Raw genomic sequence first — 13,499 nt, forward strand, 5'->3', positions numbered from 1 at the left:
ACGGGTGCGGCTATTGTACTGAGGAACCCGTTCATTCCCGCGGCGGCGCGCGTGCGTTGGCCGTTCGACGGGCGGCCTGCCCGGCGGACGTCAGCCGCGCGCGAGCCGCTTCGCGAGATCGGCGCTGAGGATCGCCATGCGCGCGGGTTTTTCGTAGCACACCACGTCGAACGCGCGGATCACTTCGCTGATGTCGGCTTCGCTCGCGCGGCCGGTGAGCAGGTCGCCCGTCAGCACGAAAATCGGCGCGCCCGGGTTGTCGGACGTGCGCACGGCCTTGATCGCGGTGGCGGCCGTGCCGTCGTCGAACAGCCATTCGGTCAGGACCGCGTCGAAGGCCTGGCCCTGCAGCGCGTCGACGAACGCCGCGAGGCCGTCGAACGCGGCCGTCGCGAAACTTTGCCGTTCGAGATAGCGGCACAGCTCGGTCGCGCTGACGCGATCGGGATCGATCACCGCGATGACGAGCTTGTCGCTCTCCGCACGGCGCGGGTAGATCTCGATCTTGTGTACGTCGTATGCGTTCTGGTACAGCACGCCGGTATGGCGCAGCACGCGCCAACGGCCGTTCTGTTCGTACGCGACGAACTCGGGGCGCGCGCCGGCTTCGAGCGGCGCGCCGATCCAGGCGGTGCATGGAATCTCGGCGACGCCCGCATACAGGACGGCTTCCTGCGAATAGGCGCCGACCATGCCGGGGTCGAGCGTTTGCGCGCCGAACAACTGGGCGGCGGGTTCGCCGTACGCTTCGGCGACTTTCTTGATCTGCGCGAGCGTCCAGGGGCTGCTGCCGCGCAGTTTGCGGTGGCCTTGCGAGAAACTCAGATCGAGGATGCGGCACAGCTCGGTGGTCTGCTGGCGCTTGCCGATGCCGTTGCGGGTCATCAGCTCGCGCACGCGCTCGGCAACCGCGAGGGAATCCGTGGTGATTGCTTCAGTGGTCATGCTACGGGAACGGATCGTGACGTTCAGAACGACGCCTTGCGGCAGTCTCGGCGGACAGTCTTCATGACGTCCAATGGCGAGCCGACCGGCCACGCACGGAAAAGATAACTTTACCGCAAAATGGTCGGCATTCAGTGTGGTGAAAGGTGCGTTTGTGTGAAAGGTGTGTCATGAAGTTACGTCCGGCCTGTCGCGGCGCGTGGGCGGGAAGGCGCGTTCGGCACCGTCGGGGCGGATTTCAACCGGTCCGGATGCGATTCCATACGAAGCGGCGGGTAATCGCCGCGCCATGCACCAACGCGGGGCGCGTACCGCCCGGAACGAGGTATTCGCCCCGAGTTTTGGAGGATATCGCGCGACGGCCGGCCGAAGCCTCCGGAGAATGGGCGATCGACGGTTTCCTCTAGTGAAACCAACGCGGATACATTTTCGGCGCCAGCGCAGCGGCGTGCTACGATTTTCTTGTCTCAAAAAAGTGTTGAACCGATGCAGAAGAAATTCTTGATGCGCGGATACGAGATGAACTGCGAGCCGCGCGTGACGGAGGCCGGCAAATATGCCGCGCAGGTCGAGGTCACGAAGGTGGGTTTCAGCCGGGAAGCTGCGTTCCGCAAGCTGGGTGAATTCGAGACCGAAGCCGAAGCAGTCGCGTACGCAAGACAATTCTCAGAAGAGTGGCTGAGCCGCTATGCGTAGCGCGGCGCGTGCGCATGCCCGTGCAATGCGGGCATCGGTCGACCGGTGCGGCGCCCCGAGCGACGGGAATTCCTGCCTGAATATTGCGAATGCGTTCGGAAATTTGTAGATTGATGATTCCATCTGCCGCTGCTTCGGTGAGCGCGGCGTCGACCCGCTTGCGCGCCCGCGCAACGATCACGGATCGCCGACGGGCAATCTCGATCACCATTCGTGTCGTTCGACGTTTCCGTTCGAGAGGAGGGGTGTCCGGGCCCGCGCCCGACGACGACCGGGATGGTCTCCGGCCGTGGGTTGTCGGGCGCTTCTTCCCCGTGACGGATCGCGTCCGCTCGTTCTCTTTGTGCAGACGATTACCCCTCGCTGCGTCCACGAGCACGGACCGAACATACTCGGTCACGCCGGATCGGCCGCGGTTCCGGTAGCAGGAAGCGATTGTCGCGATCGCTTGTTGACCGGGGCCGACCGCACAGGACATTGCCAGTTCTTCGACATGGAGCGGGCATGGTTTGACGTTGTATTTGCAGTCCTTATCGAATAAAAAATCCTGGATTGCGAGAGGACGATCGCGTCGGACGTCGAGTCCATTTCGACGCGGCGGTTCGCGTTGCGCTCCGCGGCCTCGCCTCGTCGAACGGAATTTCCGCAACGGCCCCGGGTGCCGGAGCGCCGGCGTCGGTCGACGAGTGCATCGCGGCCGGTATCGATGCGCCAGCGACGACAACCGTCAATGCAACACGCGGCTCCGGCCCCGTGGCTTCGGCGGGCCGCGCGACCGCAATCGGCGTCAATGCGATGGTCGGCCACGAAGGGATGGCCGAATGACGGTTTCCCGCAATTTATCGCTTCATGCGACGACGTTGCCGCGATAAGCTTTGCCGGCCATGCATTGACACTCGATAGAAAACAATGACCACCACCTATCCGCTGCACGACGCATTGAGCGACCCCGATACGGCGTTTCCGCCCGAAGCCGACGTCGTGATCGCCGGGGCCGGCATCATGGGCTGCGCGGCGGCTTACTACCTCGGCCTGCGCGGCCTCAAAGCCGTCGTGCTCGACAAGTCGCGCATCGCCGGCCAGCAATCGACGCGCGCGTGGGGCTTCGTGCGACAGCAGGGACGCGAATCCGCCGAAGTGCCGCTGATGATGGCCGGCATGCGGATCTGGGAAGGGCTGGAGCACGCGCTCGGCTTCGATCTCGAATGGCGGCAGGGCGGCTGTCTCTACATGGCGGACAACGAAGACGACTGGGCATCGTTCCAGGCGTGGCTCACGGTCGCGCGCGAGCACGGGCTCGACACGCGCACGCTGACGCGCGCGCAGATCGACGAACGCGTGAATGGGCTGTCGACGCACACGCGTACCCTCGGCGGCTTGTATACGGCGACCGACGGGCAGGCCGAGCCGCGTCGCGTGGCCGCCGCATTCGCGGCGCGCGCGACCGAGGCCGGCGCGCGTTTCTTCGAAGGCTGCGGCGCGACCGCGATCGAGACGGCCGGCGGCACGGTCGTCGGCGTGGCGACCGAACGCGGCACGATCCGCACGCGGCGTGTGATCTGCGCGGCCGGCGCGACCAGTTTCCGCCTGCTCGACGGCGTCGGCATCCGGCTGCCGCAGCAGGCCGTGCGGGGCACCTGCATGCGCACCAACGTGGTCCCGCCGGTGACGGCGGCGACGGTATGGGGCCATGGCCTCGGCATCCGGCAGCGCAGGAACGGCGCGATCAATCTCGCCGACGACATGCAGGTCGACGTCGATCTGACGCTCGGCCATTTGCGCGGATTGAGCCTCTTCTGGCCGCAATTCTGGTCGCAGCGCGACAAATTCCGGCTTCAACTGGGTGCGTCCGCGTGGCGCGACGTGCTCGCCCGCATCAACGGCTCGACCGGGCCGATCGAGCCGCGCGATCCGCAGCCGCAGCCGAATCGCGCGCATGCGCCGCGCGCGCTCGCGAAGCTCAAGGCGATCTTTCCCGCGCTGAAGGATGCGCAGATCGTCGAGGCATGGGCCGGCCTGATCGACGTGTTGCCGGACGGCATCCCGGTGATCGATGCGCCCGGCGCGCCGTCGGGGCTCGCGATCGCGACGGGGTTCTGCGGGCACGGTTTCGCGATGGGGCCGATCGTCGGCCGGCTGCTCGCCGAATGGATCGACACGGGCGCGCCGTCGCTCGACCTGTCGGCGTTTCGCGCGCGGCGTTTCGTCGACGGGACGATGGTGCGGCCGCGCAGCATGCTGTGACGGCCGGGCGCACGTGTTCCCGTCGTAGAATCGAGCCCGCATCCCTCAGGAGATTCCCCGTTGGCCACGCCATCCGATCAACGCCGCTCGTTGCGCATGCGCCTGCGTCGCGCCCGCAATCCGTGGCAGGCGCCGCGTGCGCGCACGCTGTTCACGCGTCCCGCGACGTCGCCGCGGCGCACGCTGCTGTTCCGTCTCGGCGCGGTCGTGCTGTTGTGCGCGCTGGCGTTCCTCGTGCTGTATCTCGATCGCGACGGCCTGCGCGATTCGACGAAGAGCACGCCGATGACGGTCGCCGATCTCGTGTACTTCACGATGGTCACGGTCGCGACGGTCGGCTACGGCGATATCGTGCCCGTCACGGCGCGGGCGCGCCTGCTCGATGCGTTCTTCATCGTGCCGATCCGCATCGGTATCTGGTTCATTTTCCTGGGCACGGCGTATCAGTTCGTGATCCAGCGCGTCATCGAGGAATTCCGCATGAAACGCCTGCAGAAGCAACTGTCCGATCACATCGTCGTGTGCGGTTATGGCCTGTCGGGGTCGATCGCGGTGCGCGAGTTGCTGGAAAGCGGCACTGATCCCGCGACGATCATCGTGATCGATGCGCAGCAGCAGGCGCTCGAAGCCGCGACGTCGCTCGGCGTGACCGGATTGCTCGGCGATCCGGCGCACGAGGATCTGTTGCAGCAGGCGCAGGTGCGCGCGGCGAAGGCCGTGATCATTTCGGTGACCGACGATCCGACCGCGATCCTGCTGACGCTGTCGGTGCGCAGCATCGCGCCCGATACGAAGATCGTCGTGCGGATCCAGGAGAACCTGTACCAGCGGCAACTGCGGCAGGCCGGCGCGGACGTGATCGTGTCGTCGACGAAGATCGGCGCGCTGTTGCTGGCGGATGCGGTTCATAGCCGTTACATCGTGCCGTTCGTGAATGACATGCTGTCGACGCGCGGGCGCGCGACGCTGGTCGAGCGCGAGGCGTTGCCGCATGAGGTGGGCTGCCTGACGAACGTCGTGCCCGGCGCGATCGTGGTCGGGCTCGATCGCTGCGGGAAGATTTACTCGTTTTACGAGGACCCGCCATGCAGGATCGAGGCGGGCGACACGCTGGTGGTGATTCAGTCGGCGCGGATTCCGGATCCGGATGTTTGAGGGCGGGTGCCCGTCTTCGCAACACCGGGATCGGCGACACTTTATTTCTCGACACTCAAGCCCCCGAGTTTGCGACAGTTTTCCGTTTCTCAGTCGATGCCGACCGGCGAAGTGACACTTTCACTTCGCAAACGGTGACGACTTTATTTTTGTCTACGGAAGCAGATCGATCCTTCCCAAGGATATTTCACCACGGGTGCTTGCGATCTGATGTCCTAGGCTCCCGTCAAACGCATCCGCTTTGTATTCGGCAACGGCTCGTGCTGCATCGGCCCCTTGACGAGTTCGCTCATCGCGTCGCGGATCCAGCGGTTGGCCGGCTCGTGATGAAAACGCGGATGCCAGTGCAGATAAAGCTCGTACGTGGGCGCGGGGAAGGGCAGCGGCAGCAGCTTGACGTTCACGAGCTCCGCGAAGCGCCGCCCGACGGCCTGCGGCACCGCCGCGATCATGTCCGACCCGGCGACGACGAACGGCACGCCGATAAAGCGCGGCGTACTGAAGCGTACGTTGACGCGAATCCCTAGACGCTCGTGCGTGCGTGCCAGCACGTCCTGCTCGCGGCCTTCGGGATGCACCATCACATGGGCGGCGGCACGGTACTGATCGAGCGACAGCGTGTCCCCGATTTCCGAATGACCTTCGCGGGCGATACACACGTACGAATGCCGGTACAGCGCCTTGCGCTTCAGCGATTCGCTGTTCAACCCCGGAAAGTAGCCGATCGCGAGGTCGACGTCGCCGCTTGCCAGCCCCTCCTCCAGTTCCAGCATGCCGAGCGCGACCGTCTTGATGTTCACGTGCGGCGCGGCCTTGTCGAGAAAGCTCTCCAGGCGGGGCAGGAACACCATTTCGCCGATGTCCGACATGCACAGCACGAAGTTGCGCGACGACTCGGCCGGGCGGAACTCGGGCATCGGCAGGATTTCGGTCTGCACGAGATCCAGTAGCCGCGCTACCGGCTCGCCGAGGGCCTGCGCGCGCGGGGTCGGCTCCATGCCGCGGCCCGTGCGCACGAACAGCGGGTCCTCGAACAGTTCGCGCAGTTTCGACAATGCGTAGCTCATCGCCGGCTGGCTGAGCCCGATGCTGACGCCCGCCTGCGTCACATGGCGCTTTTTCAGCAGCGCATCGAACACTTTCAACAGATTCAGATCGACCTGACGAATATCCATGGTTTGGATGATACCTATCGATTTCACATAATTGACGGATTTTATCGGGCTTCCTACCATCGTTTCCACAACAAAGGAGTGAGACACCATGTCCGATGGACGCAAGCCGCAACGCCCGTTGCGCAGCAATTTTCCGCGCGGTTCGTACCTCGGCGCGGTGCGCGCCGCTCAGTGGCGCAATCTCGGCATCCGCGAGGAAGACCTCGACAAGCCGAAGATCGCCATCGTCAATTCCTCGTCCGAACTCGCCACCTGCTTCAGCCATCTCGACGGCATCGCCGCGCAACTGAAGCAGGCGATCCGCGCCGCGGGCGCGCTGCCGTTCGAGATCCGCACCGCGGCGCCGAGCGACTTCATCACCGGAGCAGGCGCGCGCGGCGCCTACATGCTGGCCGCGCGCGACCTCGTCACGAACGACATCGAAGTGGCCGTCGAGGGCGCGCAGCTCGACGGCATGGTGTGCCTCGCGTCGTGCGACAAGACCGTGCCGGGCCAGCTGATGGCCGCCGCGCGACTGAATATCCCGAGCATCGTCGTCGCGTGCGGTTATCAGCCGAGCGGCGAATATCGCGGCGAGCACGTGGACATCGAAGACGTGTTCGTCGGCGCGATGCATGCACTGACCGGCACACTGCCCGTCGAGGACCTGATCGGCATGAGCCAGAACGCGATTCGCGGCCCGGGTGTGTGCTCGGGTCTCGGCACCGCGAACTCGATGCACATGGTCAGCGAGGCGCTCGGCATGTCGTTGCCCGGCAGCACGCCGGTCGCCGCCAACAGCGACAGGATGTTCGCGTTCGTGCGCGAAGCCGGCGCGCGCATCGTCGAGATGGTGCGCGACGACCTGAAGCCGCGCGACATCCTCACGCGCGGCGCGTTCGAGAATGCGGTGAAGACGGTGCTCGCGGTCGGCGGCTCGATCAATACGGTCAAGCACTTGCAGGCGATCGCGGCCGAAGGCCGGCTCGACGTCGACGTGTACGCGCTGTTCGAAGCATTCGCCGCGCAGATCCCGGTGCTGACCGGCGTGCGTCCGGTCGGTTCGCACACGATCGAGCAACTGGAGGCGGCGGGCGGCGGCCGCGGCGTGATGAAGCGGCTCGAAGCCTGGCTCGACACCGGTGCGCTGACGGTGACCGGGCGCACGGTGAAGGGCAACCTGGCCGATGCGAGCGTCGCCGACGACGACGTGATTCGCCCGCCGCAGCGCGCGTTCGCGAACCATCCGGCCATCGTGCTGGTGCGCGGCAACCTCGCCCCGCAGGCCGGCATCGTCAAATTCGGCATCTCGCCGACCAAGCAGCGTGCGTTCAGCGGCGATGCGATCTGCTTCTCGACCTCCGACGAGGCGATCGCCGCGATCAAGGACGGCCGCGTGCAACCGGGCAAGGTCGTCGTGATGCGCGGCGCGGGCGTGTGCGGCGGCCCCGCGATGGGCGGTGGGGCGTCGCGCGTGGTGTTCGCGATCGACGGTGCGGGCTTGTCCGAGCAGGTCGCGATGCTCACCGACGGGCATTTGTCGGGGCTCGTCTGCAAGGGGCTGGTGGTCGCGGAAGTCTCGCCGGAAGCCGCGACCGGCGGCCCGCTCGCGTTCGTCGAGGACGGCGATACGATCGAAATCGATCTGGACCGGCGCGTCTGCGATCTGAAGGTCGACGAAGCCGAGCTGGTGCGCCGCCGCGCCGCGTGGCAGCGTCCGGCGCCGGTCAACGATACCGGCTGGCTGAAAATCTACCGCGCGACGGTCGGCACGATGCCGCAAGGCGCGGTGCTCGGCGCCGAGCGGCCGGCGCGGGAGCGTTGAGATGGGCGACGAAACCGCAATCGACATCGGCACCGTGATCGAGCGGCGGCAGACCACCCGCTTTGGTGTGCTGCTGATCGTCGCGATGGGCGTGATGATGATGACCGAGGGCTACGACCTCGCCGCGATGGCGTTCGCGGCCCCGGCCCTCAGCCGCGCGTGGCACCTCGAACACGGCGTGCTCGGCCCGGTGTTCGGTGCATTCGTGTTCGGCACGATGATCGGCGCGTTCGTGCTCGGCTATCTGGGCGACGTGATCGGCCGCAAACGCATGATCGTGATCGGCAGCGTCGTGCTCGCGGGCTTCACGCTCGCCGCGTCGCGCGCAACCGGCCTCGAACAGCTGCTGGTACTGCGCTTTCTGGCGGGCATCGGCATCGGCGGCGTGGTGCCGAACGCGATCGCCTATACGACGGAGTTCGCGCCGAAACGCTGGCGCGCGACGTGGGTCACGCTGATGTACTCGGGCTATACGATCGGCAGCAGCGCGGGCGGCCTCGTGTCGGCGTGGCTTGTGCCGAAGTTCGGCTGGCAGGTGGTGTTCGTGATCGGCGGCATCGCGCCGCTCGTGTCGAGCGCGATGTTGTGGTTCGCGGTGCCGGAGTCGATCCGCTTCCTGACGCTCAAGGGCCGTCACGCCGAAGTCGCACGAATCGTCGCGCGGATCGCGCCGGGCGTCGTTGTCGCGCCGCATACCCGCTTCGTTATCGGCAGCGCTTCGCAGAACCTCGCACACGAGCGCCGCCGCGACGGCTCGCTGCGGCTGCTGTTCGCGGGCCGGCTGCGCGCGCTGACGCCAGTGCTGTGGGCCGTCTACATCGCGAACTCGATGGCGCTGTTCTTTCTCAGCAGCTGGCTGCCGGCGCTGATCGAAAGCGTCGGTCTCGCACCGCGCGACGCGGCGCTCGTCTCGACGATGTTCCAGGTCGGCGGCACGCTGGGCGGGCTTGCGCTGATGCGCTTCGTCGACACGCGCGGCGCCATCATCATCACCGTGCTGCCGCTCGTCGGCACGCCCCTCGTCGCGCTGCTCGGCACTGGACTGCCCGCGCCGATGCTGGTCGCGGCGGTGTTCCTGACCGGTTTCACGGTGGTCGGCACGCAGTTCGGCCTGAACGCGGTCGCGGCACTCGTCTATCCAACCGCGCTGCGCGCGAAAGGCACGGGGGCGGCGGTCGGTATCCAGAAGATCGGCGCGATCGCCGGGCCGGTGATCGGCGGGATGCTGATGGCCGCGCATCTGCCGGTCGAACGGATGTTCTTTCTCGGCGCGATACCGGTCGCCTTCGTCGCGCTGCTCGCGTTCGCGCTCGGCCGCCTGCATCGCCGCGGCGACGATGCCGCGCCGGACAACGCTCAAACAGGAGCCGCCCATGTCGCTTGAAGTCGTTCCCATTGACGCCGCGCGCCCGGATTTCGTCGGCCTTGCCAGCGGCATCGATCTGACGGCGCCCGTTTCCGAACCGCTCGCGTGCGCGATCGACGCCGCGATGAACCGCTACGCGGTGCTGGTGTTCCGCGGCCAGCCGCTCACGCAGGACCAGCAGCTCGCGTTCGCGCGCGCGCTCGGGCCGCTCGATCTCGGTTTCAAGCGCGTGGCGCGTCCGCATGCGCGGCTCGCCTTCCAGGAACTCGCGGACATCTCGAACGTGGACGAGTCCGGACAGATCGCGGACCGCGCGCACCGGCGCATCGTCGGCAATCTCGCGAACCGGCTGTGGCACAGCGACAGTTCGTTCCAGCAGCCGGCGGCGCGCTATTCGATGCTGCATGCGGTGATCGTGCCAGAGTGGGGCGGCGAGACCGAGTTCGCGGACATGCGGGCCGCGTGGGATGCGCTCGATCCTCGCGATCGGCGCGAACTCGAAGGGCTCGAAGCGGAGCACTACGCGCTGCACTCGCGCTTCCTGCTCGGCGACACCGACTACAGCGACGAGCAGCGCAACGCGCTGCCACCGGTGCGCTGGCCGCTCGTGCGCGAGCACGCCGGGTCGGGGCGCCGGCATCTATTCATCGGCGCGCACGCGACGCATGTCGTCGGTCGCACGCTGGCCGAAGGCCGCGTGCAACTGATGGAGCTGCTCGAGCATGCGACCGCGCGTCGCTTCGTGTATTCGCATCGCTGGCTGCCCGGCGACCTCGTGATCTGGGACAACCGCTGCACGCTGCACCGTGGCCGCCGTCACGATCTGTCGGTACGCCGCGAGCTGCGGCGCGCGACGACGATCGACGTCGACCGGCACGCGGCGGCGTCGGCCGAGCCACTCGAACCTGCACTGGGAGCACGCTAAATGCAGTTGAACGACGAAGAACGGGCAATGCTCGACGGTCGCGACGGTGCGGCCGTGCAGCGCGCGATGGATCTGCTGGTGCGCTACGGCGAAGCGCTCGGCGCGTCCCGCCTGGTGGATACGAACAACGTGTGCGGCACGGTCGGCGCGACGATGCCGTTCCTGCGCGATTACGCGGCGAAGCACGGCGGCCTCGACGCGGTGTTTTCCGAATTCAATCTCGACAGCCCCGAGGTGGTCGAGGTGCCGAAGGCGAAGGTCTTCAGCAGCCATCTGCAGCAAGGGCTCGACCCGCAGCATGCGCAGCGCCAGGGCGTCGACGGCGAGATCGTGAAGCTGTACCGCCAGGGCGAGGCGTTCACGGGACGGCTCGGCATTCAGCCGCTCAATACCTGTGCGCCGTACCTGATCGGTAACGTGCCGGTGCGCGGCGAGCATTGCGCGTGGATGGAGTCGTCGGCGGTCATCTACATCAACGCGGTGCTCGGCGCGCGCACCAATGCCGAAGGGCGCGAGAGCACCGGCGCCGCGATGCTGACCGGCAAGATTCCGTATTGGGGCCTGCACCTCGATGAAAACCGCGGCGGCACGCATCTGATCGAACTCGACGTCGAGGTCAAGACGGTGCAGGACTGGGGGCTGCTCGGCTACTACGTCGGCGAAGTCGTGCAGGACCGCATTCCGGTGATCGACGGGCTGCGCGACGTGCCGAACCTGCCGAAGCTCAAGCACTTCGGCGCGGCCGCGGCTTCGTCGGGCGGCGTCGAGATGTACCACGTCGTCGGCCAGACGCCGGAAGCGCGCACGCGCGACGAAGCGTTGCGCGGCCGCAAGCCGCTCGAGACGATCCGCTACGGCGCGGCCGAGCGGCGCATCGCGTACGAGCGCGTCAACACCACCGCGAAAGACGCTCAGGTCGACTTCGTGATGCTCGGCTGTCCGCACTATTCGATCGAACAGATCTGGGAGGTCTGCCAGTTGCTCGAAGGCCGCCGGATCGGCGCGAATACCGAACTGTGGATCTTCACCGCCCGCGCGACCCGCCAGCTCGCGGACCAGGCCGGCTATACGAAGCTGATCGAGGACGCGGGCGGCGTGCTGATGACCGACACGTGCTCGGCGATCGGCCGCGTGATGCCCAAGGGTACGCGCGTCGTCGCGCTCGACTCGGCGAAGCAGGCGCACTACCTGCCGGCGATCATGGGCGTGCAGGCGTGGTTCGGCACCACGGCCGATTGTATCGAGGCGGCGGTGAGCGGCCGCTGGCGCGGAGGGCTGGCCGCATGAGCACGAATCGCGACATGACGGGCAACGCCGGCACGCCGATCGTGCTGCGCGGGCGCAAGGTGGTCGGCGGCTGTGTCGAGGGCGAGGCGCTCGTCACGCGCGATCGCATCTCCGGCTGGGGCGGCATCGATCCGCGCACCGGCACGATCATCGAGACGCGTCACGAACTGCGCGGCCAGAGCTTCGCGAACAAGGTGCTGGTGTTTCCCGGTGCGAAGGGTTCGTCGGGATGGTCCAGCCAGTTCCATATCGCGCGGATCGCCGGCACCGCGCCGGCAGCGATGCTGTTCAACGAAATGACGACCAAGATCGCGCTCGGCGCGGTGGTGAGCCACGCGCCGTCGCTGACCGGCTTCGACGTCGATCCGCTCGACGTGATCGAAACGGGCGACTGGGTTCGCGTCGATGCCGAGCGCGGCGTCGTCGAAGTGCTCAAGCGCAGCCGCACCTGATTCCGGCGCGCGGCCTCGGCCGCGCCGCCGCCATGATTTTTCAAGGTTTCAAGGAGAACATGTTTTGAAGACTGGTACTCGTATCGTCCGTCGCGACGGACGGCCGACGGGCTGGACACTCGACGCCGACGTGTGCATCGTCGGCGCGGGCATCGCCGGCACCTCGGCTGCGCTCGAAGCGGCCGCGCTGGGCCGCAAGGTCGTGCTGGTGGACAGCCTGCCCGCGCTCGGCGGCCAGGCCGTCAACTCGATCATCGGCACGTTCTGCGGGCTGTTCTCGAACGGGCCGAAGCGCTTCCAGGTGACGCACGGGATCGCGGACGGCATCCTGCGCGATCTCGGCGAGAAAGGCGCGCTGCACTACAAGGAAGGGCCGCTGACGACCGTCGTGCTGTACGACGAAGTCGCGCTCGCGCGCTGGATCGAGCAGAAGATTCTCGACGCAGGCATCACCGTCGTGCTCGGGGCCGTGTTGCGCGACGTGGTGCGCGAAGGACGGCGCGTGCGCGAGCTCGACGTCGCGACGCGCTACGGCGACGTGCGCATCGCGGCCGACGGCTTCGTCGACGCGAGCGGCGATGCCGCGCTCACGTGGCTGGCCGGGTTCGACTGCCAGGAGCCCGAAACGCCGATTCGCGGCACGCAGATGATCGTGCTCGAGAACCTCGACGAGACCGACCTGCCGACGCCGCCCGCGTTTCGCGAGCGCGTCGAGGAAAAGGCGCACGCATATGGGCTGGAGCGCAAGGACGGCCTCGTGTTCTATTTCCGCGGCCGCAACATCGGCATTGCCAACATGACGCACATCGAGACGCCGCTCGAACCGATGGCGGCGTCGCGCACCGCGCTCGCCGGCCGCGAACAGGCGGACCGCGCGTTCGAGTTCCTGCGCGCCGAGTATCCGCACATTTATCGCAACGCGCACATCCGCAGCTACGGGCTGCCCGGCATCCGGCAGACGCGCTGGATCGTCGGCGCCCAGCAGTTGCGCTCGGAAGACGTGATCGCCGCCAGGAAGTTTCCGGACGCGGTCGCCCGCACGTCATGGCCGATCGAATTGCACGATCGCGACGACGGCTATGAATGGAAGCCGTTCGGCGACGACCATCTGCATACCGTGCCGTTCGGCAGCCTCGTCGTGAAGGACGCGGACAACCTGATCGCGGTCGGCCGCTGCATCGACGCGGACGCGACCGCGCTGTCGAGCGTGCGGGTGATGGGGCCGTGCATCGCGATGGGCGCGGCTGCGGCGCACGCGTTCGATCTCGCGGATGGTGGCAGCGTCCACGACATCGATCGCGGCCTGCTGCGCGAGCGGCTCGCCGACAACGTCGATCGAATCGATCCACCGCATCTGCAGGACTGACGCAACACCCGCCGGCGGCACGGCAAGACCAAAGAGGTGCATCGGGCGCGCCGCAAGCACGCTCGCGAACAGCACCCACTGCCG

The 13,499-nt window shown here is 67.0% G+C and carries 11 protein-coding genes; 9 read left to right on the top strand and 2 right to left on the bottom strand.

Annotated features, from left to right (window positions below; all coding sequences use genetic code 11):
* Positions 1-90: 90 nt before the first annotated feature.
* Complete coding sequence (locus AC3IFE_RS06415; RefSeq protein WP_069616873.1) at positions 91-945, bottom strand: helix-turn-helix domain-containing protein; 855 nt, start codon at positions 943-945, stop codon at positions 91-93.
* 486 nt (positions 946-1,431) lie between these two features.
* Between AC3IFE_RS06415 and AC3IFE_RS06420 the strand changes: the two genes are divergently transcribed.
* The 3 genes from AC3IFE_RS06420 (at position 1,432) to AC3IFE_RS06430 (ending at position 5,040) form a co-directional block, all read left to right on the top strand.
* The gene (locus tag AC3IFE_RS06420; protein ID WP_027780901.1) at positions 1,432-1,641 is read left to right on the top strand and encodes a hypothetical protein; all 210 of its coding nucleotides are present in this window, start codon (positions 1,432-1,434) and stop codon (positions 1,639-1,641) included.
* A gap of 909 nt (positions 1,642-2,550) precedes the next feature.
* The gene (locus AC3IFE_RS06425) at positions 2,551-3,885 is read left to right on the top strand and encodes an NAD(P)/FAD-dependent oxidoreductase (RefSeq protein ID WP_489189940.1); all 1,335 of its coding nucleotides are present in this window, start codon (positions 2,551-2,553) and stop codon (positions 3,883-3,885) included.
* A 60-nt stretch (positions 3,886-3,945) separates the two neighbouring features.
* Positions 3,946-5,040 carry a potassium channel family protein gene (locus AC3IFE_RS06430; RefSeq protein WP_089470068.1) on the top strand — a complete coding sequence of 365 codons (1,095 nt, stop codon included), beginning with the start codon at positions 3,946-3,948 and terminating at the stop codon, positions 5,038-5,040.
* 215 nt (positions 5,041-5,255) lie between these two features.
* On the opposite strand, the gene AC3IFE_RS06435 is transcribed toward AC3IFE_RS06430, so the two are convergent.
* The gene (locus AC3IFE_RS06435) at positions 5,256-6,344 is read right to left on the bottom strand and encodes a LysR family transcriptional regulator (RefSeq protein ID WP_489189942.1); all 1,089 of its coding nucleotides are present in this window, start codon (positions 6,342-6,344) and stop codon (positions 5,256-5,258) included.
* Here AC3IFE_RS06435 and ilvD point away from each other — a divergent pair.
* The 6 genes from ilvD to AC3IFE_RS06465 all read left to right on the top strand — a co-directional run bounded on the left by ilvD (position 6,304) and on the right by AC3IFE_RS06465 (position 13,415).
* Positions 6,304-8,019: a dihydroxy-acid dehydratase gene (ilvD, locus tag AC3IFE_RS06440; RefSeq protein ID WP_489189943.1), complete on the top strand. Its 1,716-nt coding sequence runs from the start codon at positions 6,304-6,306 to the stop codon at positions 8,017-8,019. The genes AC3IFE_RS06435 and ilvD overlap by 41 nt on opposite strands.
* A gap of 1 nt (position 8,020) precedes the next feature.
* Positions 8,021-9,403: an MFS transporter gene (locus AC3IFE_RS06445; RefSeq protein WP_489189944.1), complete on the top strand. Its 1,383-nt coding sequence runs from the start codon at positions 8,021-8,023 to the stop codon at positions 9,401-9,403.
* Complete coding sequence (locus tag AC3IFE_RS06450) at positions 9,393-10,310, top strand: TauD/TfdA dioxygenase family protein (protein WP_489189946.1); 918 nt, start codon at positions 9,393-9,395, stop codon at positions 10,308-10,310. The genes AC3IFE_RS06445 and AC3IFE_RS06450 overlap by 11 nt, the downstream gene beginning before the upstream one ends.
* Entirely contained in the window at positions 10,311-11,597 is a 1,287-nt protein-coding gene (locus tag AC3IFE_RS06455; protein WP_489189947.1) for an aconitase X, read from the top strand.
* Positions 11,594-12,049, top strand: coding sequence for an aconitase X swivel domain-containing protein (locus tag AC3IFE_RS06460; RefSeq protein WP_089470062.1), 456 nt, complete (start codon positions 11,594-11,596; stop codon positions 12,047-12,049). The genes AC3IFE_RS06455 and AC3IFE_RS06460 overlap by 4 nt, the downstream gene beginning before the upstream one ends.
* Positions 12,050-12,113: 64 nt before the next feature.
* On the top strand, positions 12,114-13,415 hold the full coding sequence (locus tag AC3IFE_RS06465; protein WP_489189948.1) for an FAD-dependent oxidoreductase: 1,302 nt from the start codon (positions 12,114-12,116) through the stop codon (positions 13,413-13,415).
* Positions 13,416-13,499 lie beyond the last annotated feature (84 nt).

This window comes from Burkholderia sp. APQ4-4ca, assembly GCF_057837105.1.

Bases quoted from the DNA above. Each gene is read 5' to 3' on its own strand.
- AC3IFE_RS06445 (WP_489189944.1), top strand. From the start codon at position 8,021: ATGGGCGACGAAACCGCAATCGACATCGGCACCGTGATCGAGCGGCGG.
- AC3IFE_RS06425 (WP_489189940.1), top strand. From the start codon at position 2,551: ATGACCACCACCTATCCGCTGCACGACGCATTGAGCGACCCCGATACG.
- ilvD (WP_489189943.1), top strand. From the start codon at position 6,304: ATGTCCGATGGACGCAAGCCGCAACGCCCGTTGCGCAGCAATTTTCCG.
- AC3IFE_RS06450 (WP_489189946.1), top strand. From the start codon at position 9,393: ATGTCGCTTGAAGTCGTTCCCATTGACGCCGCGCGCCCGGATTTCGTC.
- AC3IFE_RS06455 (WP_489189947.1), top strand. From the start codon at position 10,311: ATGCAGTTGAACGACGAAGAACGGGCAATGCTCGACGGTCGCGACGGT.
- AC3IFE_RS06415 (WP_069616873.1), bottom strand. From the start codon at position 945: ATGACCACTGAAGCAATCACCACGGATTCCCTCGCGGTTGCCGAGCGC.
- AC3IFE_RS06460 (WP_089470062.1), top strand. From the start codon at position 11,594: ATGAGCACGAATCGCGACATGACGGGCAACGCCGGCACGCCGATCGTG.
- AC3IFE_RS06420 (WP_027780901.1), top strand. From the start codon at position 1,432: ATGCAGAAGAAATTCTTGATGCGCGGATACGAGATGAACTGCGAGCCG.